This is a genomic window from Oerskovia paurometabola (assembly GCF_016907365.1).
Classification (GTDB): domain Bacteria; phylum Actinomycetota; class Actinomycetes; order Actinomycetales; family Cellulomonadaceae; genus Oerskovia; species Oerskovia paurometabola.
Genome location: NZ_JAFBBV010000001.1, coordinates 4045559 through 4058374, shown reverse-complemented (window position 1 = coordinate 4058374; position 12816 = coordinate 4045559). Strand labels below are relative to the sequence as shown.

Below are 12816 nucleotides of genomic sequence, written 5' to 3'. Positions count from 1 at the left end.
CGCCGCGTCGCTCAGACTCGTGTCGCGACCGCGAAGACCCGCCGGAAGGCGAGCGGCGTCCCGTAGGGGTGCGCGGGGTACGCCGCGCGCAGCGCCTCCTGGAGGTCGGCGACGAAGGACGGGCGCAGGACCTCGGGCAGGGCATCGAGCACCGGGCGGGCGCCTGTCGCCGCGATCCAGGCGTAGACCGGGTCCTCGCCATGGAGGACGTGCACGTAGGTGGTCTCCCAGGCGTCGACCCGCCAGCCGGGCCGGGCCAGGTCGCCGAGGTACTGCTCGGCGTCGAAACCGCCCGGACGGGCGGCCGAGCCGGTCGCCTCCCGGTACCGATCGCGTCCGGCGACCTCGCGCAGCGTCACGTGGCTCGGGGCGTCGTGGTTGCCCGGGACGGAGAACGCGAACGACCCGCCGGCGGCGACCATCGACGTCAGGCGTGGCAGGAGGGCGCGGTGGCCAGGGACCCACTGGAGCGTCGCGTTGCTCACGACGAGGTCGACGGGGGCCGGGGGCTCGAACGTGCGCAGGTCGGCGAGCACGTACCGCCCGCCCGGGTCGTCGCGTCGGGCCCGCTCGATCATCGCGGGCGACGAGTCGACCCCCAGGACGTCGGTGCCCGGCCACCGGTGGCGCAGGGCCTCGGCCAGGTGACCGGGTCCGCAGCCGAGGTCGACCACTGTGCGAGGCGTACCCGGCACGCGGGCCAGGAGCTCGACGAAGGGCCGCGAACGCTCGTCGGCGTAGTGCAGGTAGCTCTCCGGGTTCCAGTCCGCCACGACACACTCCTCTTGATGTCAACAGTCTTGACATCAAGATACATCAGCCCCGGGCCGGTCAGCCCCGCGTCCCGCGCCGCACCGGCCCCAGCGTGAACAGCAGCGTGAGCAGGGCCGTCACCGACAGGGCCGCGAAGCCCAGGCCGTAGTCCCCGTTGAGCTGGTACACCGCGCCCATGATGAGCGGCGGGATGAACCCGCCCAGCCCGCCCGCGGCCCCCACGAGCCCTGTGACAGCGCCGACCTTGTCCTGCGGGGCGACCTTGGCCACGAGCTCGAACGTCGCGCCCGACGACGCGCCGAGCCCGACCGCGAGGCCCAGGAACGCGATGGTCCCCAGGGGGACGAGATCCGGCTGGAACGCGACGACCGCGGCCAGGACCGTGACGAGCGCGAAGCACGCGACCGACACCGGGATCCCGCCGAACCGGTCCGAGAGCGTCCCGCCGATCGGGCGGCACGCGACCGCGAGCACCACGAACCCGGCCGTCCGCGCGGCGGCGTCGGCGGCTGTCAGGTCGTAGGCGTTCACCAGGAACGTCGGCAGGTACACGCTGAACGCCACGAACCCGCCGAACCCCACGGCGTACAGCCACGAGAGCTGGAGCGTCGCCGGGAGCCTGAACGTGGCCCACGTGCGCGCCAGGAAGTGCCCGTGCGCAGCCGCCGCCCGGCCCGGGGCGTCGCGCACGAGGAGCCACGACACGACCGCGTACACCGCCAGGACGCACGCCACGAGCACGAACGGTGCGCTCTTGCCGTACGCGTCGGTGATCCGCACCGTCGTGAACGCCGAGATCGCGGTGCCGCCCATCCCTATCCCGAAGATCCCCAGCGCCGTGCCGCGCCGAGCCGGGGGGTACCAGGCGTTGACGAAGGGCACTCCGACCGCGAACGCCGTCCCGCCCAGCCCCAGGAAGAACCCGCCCAGGATGAGCAGCGGAAAGCTGTCGGCGACGAAGCCGATGAACAGCACCGGGACGATCGTCGCCGCGCTGACCAGCGGGAACATGATGCGCGCCCCGAAGCGGTCCGTGAGCGCGCCGACCGGGATGCGCCCCAGCGAACCCACGATGACGGGTACCGCGACGAGCACCGACTGCTGGACCGCCGTCAGGCCGAGCGCCGCGCTGTACGCACCACCGAGCGGGCTGATGAGCGCCCACGCCCAGAAGTTCACCGCGAACCCGATCGTCGCGAGGGCCAGCATGAGCGTCGCGGACCCGCCCGACGGCGCGCCGCCGGTCGAGGCGGCGGCGCCCTGCCCGGCGCCGGGAGCCGTCACCGGCGCGGCTGATTCGTCAGGTTGCGTCACTGTGACTCCCGGGGGTCGGTCGCCCGTCCTCGGGCGAATCGGTGGAGCTCGAGATTCCCGCCCGACCCACGCTATCCGCGCAGGTGACGTGTCGCGCGGGCTGGCGGGGACGCCGTCGGGCCCTAGCGTGGTCCCCACGCCCCCGCCCACGCCGCACCACGAAGGCCCCACCCATGACCCTGCTGTTCCTCGGCGTGATCCTCGTCAACGTCTTCGCGTTCACGCTGATCCTCCTGCGCGCGCCCCTGTTCCGTACCGAGGTCTACCGGCCGATGCTGCTCAACGTCGGGCTGTCGGTGCTGCCCGTGTTCGTGCTGACGGCCCTGATCGTCGTGGACCTCGTGCTCGCTGCGGCCGGGGCAGCGCCCTGGCTCGTCGCGATCCTCGCGGTCGCGGGCCTCGCGATCTGGCTCCTGCTGCTGCCCAACGCCGGATACCTCGTGACCGAGCTCAACTTCAGCCACCGCAAGGACGGCGAGGACGTGCCGCTCTGGTACGACATCGTCGCGGTCCTGACCCTCGCGATGTCGGGCGTCCTCAACACCGTCGTCAACATCTTCCTCGTCCAGATGTTCTACGCCGTCCTGCGCTACCCCGAGGACCTGCGCCCCTTCGAGCGCCCGGCGTCCTGGCTCGTGGTCCTCGTGATCCTCGTGCTCGTCTCGTTCGGGATCTACCTGGGGCGGTACATCCGCTTCAACAGCTGGGACCTGGTGCACCCCGTCGGGTTCCTGCGCAAGCTCCTCGGGTACTTCCGCACGCCCGGCAAGGTGCGCGACGCACTGCTGTTCAGCGGCCTCTACACGGTGTTCTTCGCGCTCATCTACCTGGTCGTGATCGGGTCGCTCCTCGAGACCATCACCGCTGTCACGGGCTGACGGGGCGACCCTCTTCCTGCGGTCGACGTTCTGCCCTACGCTCACCGCTGTGAACGCACCCATCGCCGTGACCGCAGCCGAGTACCTCGACGCCACCCGCCGCCGCATGACCGACGACGGCTGCGAGGTGGGACGGGACCAGGTCGGCCCGGTGCAGGCACTGGTCGGCTACCGCGCGAAGTTCGTCCCCGCCGCGATGTCTCGTGTCCACGTCGTCACCGCGGTCGCGCACTTCACGCCCACCGACCTGCAGGTGGACCTCTACACCCGCGACGTCTCGGCCTTCGCCAAGCGGCGCAGCAACGCGCTGCGCGGTGTCCAGTCGGGGATCGGTGCGTTCGCGGTGATCGTCGCCGACGGCGTCACGCCCGAGCTCGTCGCCGCCGCCACCGTGAAGCCGCGCCTCGAGTTCGCGGTGATCGTCCAGCCCGTCCTCGTGGACCTCGCGGCCCGCGAGATCCACACGTTCCGCGGGCGCCGGTTCATCGGTGCCGCGCTCAACGGCTTCCTGCGGCGCACGCTCGACGCCCAGATCCAGGTGCCCGCCTGACAGGTCGAGGTCCGGGTGCGAGCCGCCGTGCGATCAGCGCGGCGGCTCGTCGCTCCGCTCGGCCGGTGTGCGGGGCGCCTGAGGCGGAAGGTCAGGGGACCGACGGCGGCGCGACCGAGCCGCGGATGACCAGGTGGAGCGGCAGGACCGTGCGAGCGGGCTCCGCGGCGTCGTCGGGGGCGTCGGCCCCGCGGCGGGCCATGGCCCGTTCGAGCGCGTCGACCGCCGCGAGGGCGAGCGCCGCGACGGGCTGCTCGAGCGTCGTGAGCTGGGGGCGCAGCCACTGGCCGATGCGGATGCCGTCGCAGCCCACGACCGACAGGTCCTCGGGGATGCGGATGCCGTGGAGCTCGGCAGCGCCGAGCATCCCGACGGCCACGATGTCGCTGCCCACGAACACCGCGGTGGGGGAGTTCCCGGGCCGCGTCAGGTAGGGGAACGTCGAGGCGCCGAACTGCTCGGTGTACGGGCCGTGGCGGACCAGCTCGGGGTCGACGGGCAGTCCCGCGTCGGTGAGGGCGTCGACGTAGCCGCGCTTGCGCTCCTGGGTCGTGGAGAGCTCGGGCGGGCCGGCGACGTGCGCGATCCGGCGGTGCCCCTGCTGGATCAGGTACCTCGTGGCCTGGTAGGCGCCGCCGTAGTTGTCGACCGTGACGGTGTCGACCGCGAGGTCGAGGTCGATCTCCTCGTCGATCACGACGACGGGCAGCCCGCCCTCGACCGCGCGGGCGAGGCGCTCGTCGGTCCGGCTCATGCCGAGGTAGATCAGGCCGCCCAGCACGTCGCTGCCCCCGATCAGGGGGCTCAGCCCGCCGTCGCGCTCGCCGTGCTTGCCGGAGACGGCGACGACCAGGGGGATCTGGCGGGACGCGGCGAGGTCGGCGCACTCCTCGGCCAGCGTCGTAAAGAACGGGTTGGTGAAGTCGGGTACGACGAGCGCCACGACGCCCTGCCCGGCGTCGGAGCGGGCGTGCGGTCCCGCGCTCGGGCGGGCGGCGCGGACCCCGCGGCTCGTGGTGGCGCCGCGGTAGTCGAGCGCGGCCACGGCGGCGTCGATCCGGGCCGCGGTCTCGGGCTGGACGTTGAGCTGGCCGCGCAGGTAGCGGGAGGCCGTCGACGTCGAGACGCCTGCGTGTTGCGCAACTTGCGTCAGTGTCATCGTCGCCACCTCTCTGCTCGTGCCCCGGCCGTCGGGGTGCTGCCCGAGCCTATCGCTGCGCCGGTGATGGGCAGGCCGGGAGTCCGTAGGGGCCGCGGTTTCCCGGTGCCGTCGGCTCCGCAGCGGCCCGTCGGTGGGTGCCTCGTCGCGACTCGGTTGACACCAGGATGCCGCGCGCCTAGGTTGTTGCGCAACAGCAACACAACATTGCGCAACGTCGCCGATGTGCGGCGGAGCCCGAACCGTCTTGAGGAGAACCGCATGAGCCGCGTGCTGCTAGCCGGAGAGTCGTGGATCAATGCCGCGACGGACTACAAGGGCTACGACGCCTTCCCGCACGCCCAGCTGGAGATCGGCTGCGCCAAGCTGCTCGAGGCGCTCGCCGCCGAGGGCCACGACGTCACGCACCTCCCGTCGCACCTCGTCGCGACCGACTTCCCGTCGACCCTCGAGGAGCTCGACGCCTACGACGTCGTCCTCCTGTCGGACATCGGCGCGAACACCCTGCTGCTCCCGCCCGTCGTGTTCTCCGAGGGACGCCCCTTCCCGAACCGCATCAAGCTCCTCGCCGAGTGGGTGCGTCGCGGCGGCGGCCTCATGATGGCCGGCGGCTACCTCAGCTTCCAGGGCTTCCAGGCCAAGGCGAACTACCACGGCACCGCGGTCGAGGCCGTCCTGCCGGTCGAGATCCTCCCGTACGACGACCGCGAGGAGACCCCCGAGGGCATCAGCGGCGTCCTGACCGACGTCGAGCACCCCGTGACCGCGGGCCTCGATGCCGAGTGGCCCATCCTGCTCGGCTACCAGAAGCTCACGGCCAAGGCCGACGCGACCGTCCTCGCGACGATCGAGGGTCGCCCCCTCGTCGCCGTCCGCACCGAGGGCGAGGGCCGCACGCTGGCCTTCGCGTCCGACATCTCCCCGCACTGGGCACCCCGCGAGTTCATGGAGTGGTCCGGCTACGGCAAGCTCTTCGGCCAGGCGATCACCTGGCTCGCAGGCTGATGAGCGCCCGCCCCGAGGGCGGGGTCACCCCCGCCCTCGCCCCGCAGGTCACGGCCCCCCCGGAGGTGACCGTCGTCGGCAGCCTGAACATGGACATCCGGCTGACCGTCGACCGGATCCCGCGCTCGGGCGAGACCATCAGCGCGGCCGGGCTCAAGCGCTCGCCCGGCGGCAAGGGGGCCAACCAGGCCGTCGCCGCCGCGCGCCTGGGCCGTCGCGTCGCGATGGTCGGGGCCGTCGGGGACGACGACGCGGGCCGCGCGATCACGACCCGACTCGTGGCCGAGGGGCTCGACGTCGCGTCGGTCGCGATCTCCGAGCAGCCCACCGGCACCGCCGTGATCCTCTGGGAGCAGCCCGAGTCCACGATCGTCATCGAGGCGGGCGCCAACGGCGACGTCGACGAGCAGTTCGTCGACTCGCGCGACGCCGCGGTCCGGGCGGTCGCCGACGCACAGGTCGTCCTGTGCCAGTGCGAGACCCCGCTCGGTGCGCTCGCCGCCGTCACGCGCCTCGCGACCGGGACGACGATCCTCAACCCGGCCCCCGCGGTCCCGGTCCCGACCGAGATCCGCGACCGGTTCGACGTCCTGGTCCCCAACCGGTTCGAGCTCGCGACCCTCGCGGGCGCGAACGAGGCCCCCGGGTCGCTCGCCGACGTCGTGGCCATGGTCCGAGGTCTCGCCTTCCCGGGCGACGTCGTCGTGACCCTCGGGGCCGACGGCTCGGTCGTGGTGCCCCGCGACGGGCTGCCGACCCCCGTCCCCGCCGTGCGCGTCGACGCGATCGACACGACCGCCGCGGGCGACAGCTTCTGCGCAGCGCTCGCCGACGGGCTGCTGCGCGGGGAGGACCTCGTCGGGGCCGCCCGCTGGGCAGCCCGCGTCGCGGCCGTCACGACCACTCGCGACGGGGCCATCGAGTCCCTGCCGCTCGCCGACGAGGTGCCCGCCGCACCGCAGGACCCCACGCCGGAGCACTGACCCTCACGACCCGTCCGACCGCACGACCCCCACCCCGCACGACCCCCACCCAGCCCGACCACTCAGCGTCGACCCAGGGCTGGCCGTTCGATCGGTCCACCGATCCGACGTACCGTCGAAAGATGAAAGGCACGGCCAAGCAATGAAGCACACCACGCCGGAGACCGCCTCCCGCTCGGGAGGCGCCCAGACGGTCGCTCCGTCGCAGCGCAACAAGGTCAAGAGCACCGCGACCGCGCTCCTCGTCCTCGCGACCGTCCTCGCCGGAGCCCTCGGCCCCATGCAGGCCGCGGTCAACGGTCAGCTCGGCAAGACGATCGGCGACGGTCACGCGGCCGCCCTCATCTCGTTCGGCACGGGCCTGGTCCTGATGTGCGTCATCGTGTTCGCGCGCCCCGTGACGCGGCGCGAGGCGCTCTCGATCCCGAGCCTCATCAAGGGCCGCACGATCCCGTGGTGGAACTTCCTCGCGGGCCTCTGCGGCGCCGTCATCGTGCTCTCGGAGGGCGTGACGGTCGGCGTCCTGGGCGTCGCGACGTTCCAGATCTCGCTCATCTCGGGTCTGGTCATCTCGGGCGTGATCTGCGACCGCCTGGGCGTCACGGCCTCGGTCAAGCAGCCGCTCACGTTCTTCCGCCTCGCGGGCGCCGTCCTCGCGATCGTCGCGACCGTCATCGTCATCTCGCCGAACTTCTCGACCCCGCACACGATCGCCCTCGCGATCATGCCGTTCGTCGGTGGTCTCCTCGCCGGCTGGCAGCCCGCAGGCAACGCCGCGGTCGCCGACGCCACGGGTTCGATGCTCGTCTCGATCGGCTGGAACTTCCTGGTCGGCTTCACGGCCCTGGGCATCGCCTACGGGATCCGCGCCATGACCTCGGGCGTCGACTTCCAGCTGCCGCCCACGTGGTGGATGTACCTCGGCGGCCCGCTCGGCCTCCTCTCGATCGCGCTCATGGCGCTGCTCGTCCGGGGCCTCGGGCTGCTGCTCCTGGGCCTCGCGTCCACGGCGGGCCAGCTCGTCGGCTCGCTCCTGATCGACTGGGCCGTCCCGTCGCTCGGCCACACGATCTACGCGGCCACGATCATCGGCACCGTGATCGCGCTCGTCGCGGCGGTGATCGGCATGATCCCGTCCGGTAAGTCGACCGAGACCTCGTCCGGCGTGAGCGGTGACGCAGCAGTGGCCGCCGCCGTCGGCGGTGGTGAGGCAGGAGAGGTGAGCCCGCGATGAACGTCACGCCGGCCGGATTCGTCCAGACGGTCACCGGACCCGTCGCGGTGCACGACCTGGGGCTGACCCTGCCCCACGAGCACCTGTTCAACGACCTGTCGGGAGTGCTCGACGCGCCCAGCTACGAGTTCTCCCGGGCCGTGGTCCGCGAGCCCGTGTCGGCGTCGGTCGCCTGGGCCCTGCGCCAGGACCCGTACTGCTGCGCCGACAACATCGCCGACAAGCCCGTCGCCGCGGTCGAGGCGGAGATCCGCAGCTTCGCGGCCCTCGGTGGACGGACCGTCGTGGACGCGACGTCGAGCGAGGCGATCGGGCGCAACCCTGAGCGCCTCGCGGACGTCGCGAGCCGCACCGGCCTCAACGTCGTCATGGGCGCGGGCGCCTACCTCGAGAAGTTCGAGGGCGAGCGCATCACGGCCCAGGCCGTGGAGGCCCAGGCCGCGGCGATCTCGCGCGAGCTGTCGGACGGCGTGCGGGACACGGGCATCCGGCCCGGCGTGATCGGGGAGATCGGCGTCTCGCCGGACTTCACCGCGGGGGAGCGGGCGTCGCTGCGCGCCTCGGCACTGGCGCAGCTCGAGCACCCGCACGTCGCCATGCAGATCCACCTGCCGGGCTGGCAGCGTCGCGCGCACGAGATCCTCGACCTCGTGCTCGACGAGGTGGGCGTGCGGCCGGAGAAGGTCGTGCTGTGCCACATGGACCCCTCGGCCGAGGACCCCGCGTACCAGCGGGCCGTCGCGGAGCGGGGCGTGTGGCTCGAGTTCGACATGGTCGGCATGGACATCACCTACCCCAAGGAGGGCGTCTCGCCCGACCCGCACACCACGGCGGGCGCGGTGCACCGGCTCATCGACGCGGGGTTCGCGGGCCAGGTGCTCATGAGCCACGACGTGTTCCTCAAGCAGATGTGGGTGCAGAACGGCGGGAACGGGTTCGCCTACGTGCCCACGGTCTTCACCGAGATGCTCGCGCAGCGCGGGGTCGAGCGTGAGGTGCTGCGCCGCCTGACGCACGAGAACCCGGCGACGATGCTGACGGCGTGACCGGGTGACCGGGTGACGGTGTGTGACCGCGAGGTAGGACGTGCTGCGCGAGGTAGTGCGCGGTGCGTTCTACCTCGCGCAGCACGTCCTACCTCGGCCCCGTGCTCCGGCCCGACGGCGGGGCGACCGTCGAGCGGTCGGCGCGCCACGTCGTCGGGCCGGTGGAAGACTCGGCCCATGCGATTCCGGACCACGATCCTCCAGAGCGGCAAGACGGCCACCGGCATCCCCGTGCCGGACGACGTGGTCGCCGCGCTCGACGCGGGCAAGCGTGTGCCGGTGCGCGTCACGGTCGGCGGGCACACCTACCGCAGCTCGGTCGCGCCGTACCAGGGCCGGTTCATGATCGCGCTCAGCGCCGAGAACCGGGAGGCCGCAGGGGTGTCGGGCGGCGACGAGGTGGACGTCGACATCGAGGTCGACGACGCCCCGCGCGAGCTCGCCGTGCCCGACGACCTCGCCGCCGTGCTCACGCCCACGGCGCGCGCCGCGTTCGACGCCCTGTCGTTCAGCCGCCGCCGCGCGCTGGTCGAGCCGATCGAGGCCGCGAAGACCCCCGAGACCCGGCAGCGGCGCATCGACAAGGCCGTCGAGGCCATCGCGGGACCGGCTCCCGGCACGTAGGGCCGTCGACGTCGAAGGCGCTGCGCGAGGCCCCCTCTACGTCGAGCCCGAACCCGCCACGCCACCGAGCAGCGCGAAGGCGCTCTCCGCGGTGTCGACCAGCACGGTCGGGTTCGCGAGCACGGCCGGGTCCGTGGCTGCGAGCTGCACGGTCACGACGTAGCTGTCGCCCTCCGCGTCCTCCGCGAGCCACGATCCGGCCAGGACGCCCGGCGCACTGCCACCCTTGAACGCGACGTAGGGCCACGCCTCGGCGTCGACCTCGATGCCGGGGTTGACCGAGAGCACCTCGCGCACGACGGGGTCCTGCTCGCCGCGCTCGTGCAACCAGACGTGTGCGGCGCACAGGTCCGACGACGTCGCGAACCAGTCGACGTCGTCCTGCCAGACGGGCGTGGTCACTCCCGCAGGGTCGACGTCGAGGGGCCCACCGGGCAGCGCGTCGAGCATCGCGCGCCGCTCCGCGGTGCCGGCCGCCGCCCACCCGGTGGCCTGCGACGGCGCTCCCCAGGCGATCGCGAACGCGTCGCGGGTCGTGAGGAACGGGGTGTTGAGCGACGGGTCCACGTGCCCCAGCGCGCCCTGCGCGCGTTCGACCGCGTCGCGTCCCACGGCCTGGACCAGCAGGTCGGTCGCGGTGTTGTCGCTGATCGAGATCATGAGCCCGGCCGCCTCACGCACCGTGACCACGGTGCCCGTGGGCGCGTCCTGGAGCTGGCCCGCGGGCAGCGACCGCACGTCGTCGGTCACGGTGAGCGCGTCGTCCCAGGTCAGCGTCCCGGCCTCGACGGCCTGCGACACGGCGCCCAGCACGTAGAGCTTGAAGATCGAGCCGAGCGGCAGCACCTCGTCCGCGTCCGAGCCGCCGGGGGCCTCCTCGACCGGCCGGCACGTCCCGTCGTCCAGGACCTGGGCCACGAGCAGCGAGCTCCGTGCGTCCACGGCGTCGAGACGTTCGCCCAGCTCGTCCCAGCTCTCGGCGGGCTCACGGTGCGGGTCGTCGCCCGGGCCGAAGAAGAGGGTCTCGATGCGGCTGTCCGCGTCGACCCCGATCTGCATCGTGAAGAACTGACCGCTCGCGCCGACGATCGTCAGCGCGGCCTGCTGCTCGCCCGGGCCGACCGCGTCGACCGAGACCGGCACCCACTCCTGGTCCGCGCGGAGCTGCTCCAGCACGGGCACGAGCTGTGCGGCGGGCACCTGGTCCAGGAACGGCCGCGCGAACCGCCGCTCGAGCGTCGCGGCGTCGGGGGACGCGTCCGCGTTGAGCACCTGGATGACCCACCCTGCCGCCTTGCCGACGGTCCCGCCCGGCAGCGCGACCGCGGTCGGGGCCACGCTCGGCGTGGGCGACACCTCGGAGCCGGGGCCGGGCGACGAGCACCCGGTCAGTGCGAGCCCCACGACGAGGAGGCCTCCTACGAGGGACGAGCGACGGCGTCGGGCAGCAGGAGGGGAGGGCATCGGGACACCCTACGGAACACCCCTCGCACGGCGGGCGCGGACCCGCCGGGGCCGCCCGACCTCGACCTCAGGACGCGCGCGCGACGAAGCGCTTCACGACCCGCTTGGCCTCGCGTCCCGCGAACCGGCGCGCGAACACGCTCGCGGCAGCCGCCGCAGCGGCGAACGTCACGGCGCTGATGATGCCGACCTCCGGGTCGTCCAGGTCCTTGGGCGCGTCGTGCCCCGTCGCCTTGGCCCACGCGTAGCTCACGGCCTTCTGGGCGATCCAGCCTGCGGCCAGCGTCAGTGCGACGGTCGTGACCTTCTCGGCGAGGGTCTGCTCGTTCTCGGCCATGTGTGTTCCTCCGGTGAGGGTGAGGCGGGCGGGGCGGTGCCGCCGTCGTACCCGCAGGCCCGACGGCGAAGCTCACTCCCACCGTAGTCGTCCCCCGGGGCGCCGCGCTCCCCGGGGGACGTCACCCGCGAGAGCCCTGCCCGCGCCGTCGGGCCGCGGTGTAAAGTCGCAGGTGAACGACAGGGGAGCGCCGACCGCCCGGGAGACACCGGGCAACGGGCGCTGAGAGTGCGGACCACCGCAGACCCTCGAACCTGATCCGGTTAGCACCGGTGGAGGAAGTCGGGCTTCTCTAGCCTCGCTCACGGGACCTCCCGTGCGCGAGGTCCCCCTCCTGTGACGTCCAAGGAGGACACGTGAACACCATCAGTACCCGCCGCAGCACTCCCCGCAGGCTAGGCCTGGGGCTCGTCGGCGGGATCGGCGCGCTGGCCCTCGCGGCCTGCGCAGGCACCACTGACGCGGGATCGGGCGAGAGCGGGTCGAGCGCCGCGAGCAGCACAGTCACCCTCGTCACGCACGACTCGTTCAACGTCAGCGAGGACGTCCTCGCCGCGTTCGAGAAGGAGTCCGGGCTGACCGTCAAGCAGGTCGCCCCCGGCGACGGCGGGGCGCTCGTCAACCAGCTCGTGCTCACCAAGGGCTCGCCGCTGGGCGACGTCGTGTTCGGCATCGACAACTCGTTCGCGACGCGCGCGATCGACGAGGGCGTGCTCGAGCCCTACACGCCCGCGGGCCTGGCCGGCTCGGCCGCGCAGTACGCGGTCGGCGACGGCGCGCTCACACCCGTGGACCTGGGCGACGTGTGCGTCAACGTCGACCACACCTGGTTCGCCGACAAGGGCCTCGCGGAGCCCGTGACCCTCGACGACCTCACCAAGCCCGAGTACAAGGACCTGCTCGTCGTCACCAACCCCGCGACGTCGTCGCCCGGGCTGTCGTTCCTGCTCGCGACGGTCGGCGCCTACGGAGAGGACGGCTGGGAAGGTTACTGGGCCGAGCTCAAGGACAACGGCGTCAAGGTCGTCGACGGCTGGTCCGACGCCTACTCGGTCGACTTCTCGGGCTCCGAGGGCAAGGGCCCACGCCCCCTCGCGCTGTCCTACTCCACGTCGCCCGCGTTCACCGTGTCCGAGGACGGGACCTCGACCAGCACGGGCGCGCTCCTCGACACGTGCTTCCGCCAGGTCGAGTACGCGGGCGTGCTCGCCGGCGCCGAGAACCCCGAGGGCGCCAAGAAGCTCGTCGACTTCCTCGTGAGCGACGCGTTCCAGGCCGACATCGCGGACAACATGTACATGTATCCCGCGAACGCGGACGTCGCTCTGCCCGAGGGGTGGGCCGAGTTCGCGCCGCTGTCCCCGGCGCCGTTCGAGGTCGCTCCCGCCGACATCACTGCGCACCGCGACGAGTGGATCAAGGCGTGGACGTCGACGGTGATCGGCTGA

At 72.6% G+C, this 12816-nt stretch carries 13 protein-coding genes and 1 riboswitch; of the genes, 8 read left to right on the top strand and 5 right to left on the bottom strand.

What is annotated here, in order from left to right; all coding sequences use genetic code 11:
- Positions 1-11: 11 nt before the first annotated feature.
- On the bottom strand, positions 12-773 hold the full coding sequence (locus tag JOD48_RS18085; protein WP_204809996.1) for a methyltransferase domain-containing protein: 762 nt from the start codon (positions 771-773) through the stop codon (positions 12-14).
- Positions 774-831: 58 nt separating this feature from the next.
- Positions 832-2058, bottom strand: a complete 1227-nt coding sequence (locus JOD48_RS18080) for an MFS transporter (protein WP_307824247.1) — start codon at positions 2056-2058, stop codon at positions 832-834.
- 203 nt (positions 2059-2261) lie between these two features.
- Between JOD48_RS18080 and JOD48_RS18075 the strand changes: the two genes are divergently transcribed.
- Positions 2262-2966, top strand: coding sequence for a DUF1361 domain-containing protein (locus JOD48_RS18075; RefSeq protein ID WP_191790254.1), 705 nt, complete (start codon positions 2262-2264; stop codon positions 2964-2966).
- A gap of 49 nt (positions 2967-3015) precedes the next feature.
- Positions 3016-3516 (top strand): hypothetical protein, encoded by a 501-nt coding sequence (locus JOD48_RS18070; protein WP_204809995.1) that lies wholly within the window; start codon positions 3016-3018, stop codon positions 3514-3516.
- 91 nt (positions 3517-3607) lie between these two features.
- On the opposite strand, the gene JOD48_RS18065 is transcribed toward JOD48_RS18070, so the two are convergent.
- The gene (locus JOD48_RS18065; protein ID WP_343903023.1) at positions 3608-4684 is read right to left on the bottom strand and encodes a LacI family DNA-binding transcriptional regulator; all 1077 of its coding nucleotides are present in this window, start codon (positions 4682-4684) and stop codon (positions 3608-3610) included.
- Between the two features lie 252 nt (positions 4685-4936).
- On the opposite strand from JOD48_RS18065, the gene JOD48_RS18060 reads away from it, so the two are divergent.
- The 5 genes from JOD48_RS18060 (at position 4937) to JOD48_RS18040 (ending at position 9567) form a co-directional block, all read left to right on the top strand.
- Positions 4937-5680, top strand: coding sequence for a glutamine amidotransferase (locus tag JOD48_RS18060; RefSeq protein WP_191790257.1), 744 nt, complete (start codon positions 4937-4939; stop codon positions 5678-5680).
- Positions 5680-6663 (top strand): ribokinase, encoded by a 984-nt coding sequence (locus JOD48_RS18055; RefSeq protein ID WP_204809993.1) that lies wholly within the window; start codon positions 5680-5682, stop codon positions 6661-6663. Before JOD48_RS18060 ends, JOD48_RS18055 begins: the two co-directional genes overlap by 1 nt.
- Positions 6664-6805: 142 nt before the next feature.
- Positions 6806-7897 carry a DMT family transporter gene (locus JOD48_RS18050; RefSeq protein WP_204809992.1) on the top strand — a complete coding sequence of 364 codons (1092 nt, stop codon included), beginning with the start codon at positions 6806-6808 and terminating at the stop codon, positions 7895-7897.
- Complete coding sequence (locus tag JOD48_RS18045) at positions 7894-8943, top strand: phosphotriesterase family protein (RefSeq protein WP_204809991.1); 1050 nt, start codon at positions 7894-7896, stop codon at positions 8941-8943. Before JOD48_RS18050 ends, JOD48_RS18045 begins: the two co-directional genes overlap by 4 nt.
- 177 nt (positions 8944-9120) lie before the next feature.
- A complete protein-coding gene (locus tag JOD48_RS18040) occupies positions 9121-9567 on the top strand; it encodes a YdeI/OmpD-associated family protein (RefSeq protein ID WP_204809990.1) in 447 nt (148 codons plus the stop codon).
- A 36-nt stretch (positions 9568-9603) separates the two neighbouring features.
- Here the strand turns inward: JOD48_RS18040 and JOD48_RS18035 are convergent, their stop codons facing one another.
- Together JOD48_RS18035 and JOD48_RS18030 are read right to left on the bottom strand one after the other, a co-directional pair.
- The gene (locus JOD48_RS18035; protein ID WP_204809989.1) at positions 9604-11031 is read right to left on the bottom strand and encodes a serine hydrolase; all 1428 of its coding nucleotides are present in this window, start codon (positions 11029-11031) and stop codon (positions 9604-9606) included.
- A gap of 67 nt (positions 11032-11098) precedes the next feature.
- A complete protein-coding gene (locus JOD48_RS18030) occupies positions 11099-11368 on the bottom strand; it encodes a DUF4235 domain-containing protein (RefSeq protein ID WP_138822447.1) in 270 nt (89 codons plus the stop codon).
- Between the two features lie 171 nt (positions 11369-11539).
- A riboswitch (TPP riboswitch) is annotated at positions 11540-11666 on the top strand.
- A 58-nt stretch (positions 11667-11724) separates the two neighbouring features.
- Here JOD48_RS18030 and JOD48_RS18025 point away from each other — a divergent pair.
- Positions 11725-12816 carry a thiamine ABC transporter substrate-binding protein gene (locus JOD48_RS18025; protein WP_204809988.1) on the top strand — a complete coding sequence of 364 codons (1092 nt, stop codon included), beginning with the start codon at positions 11725-11727 and terminating at the stop codon, positions 12814-12816.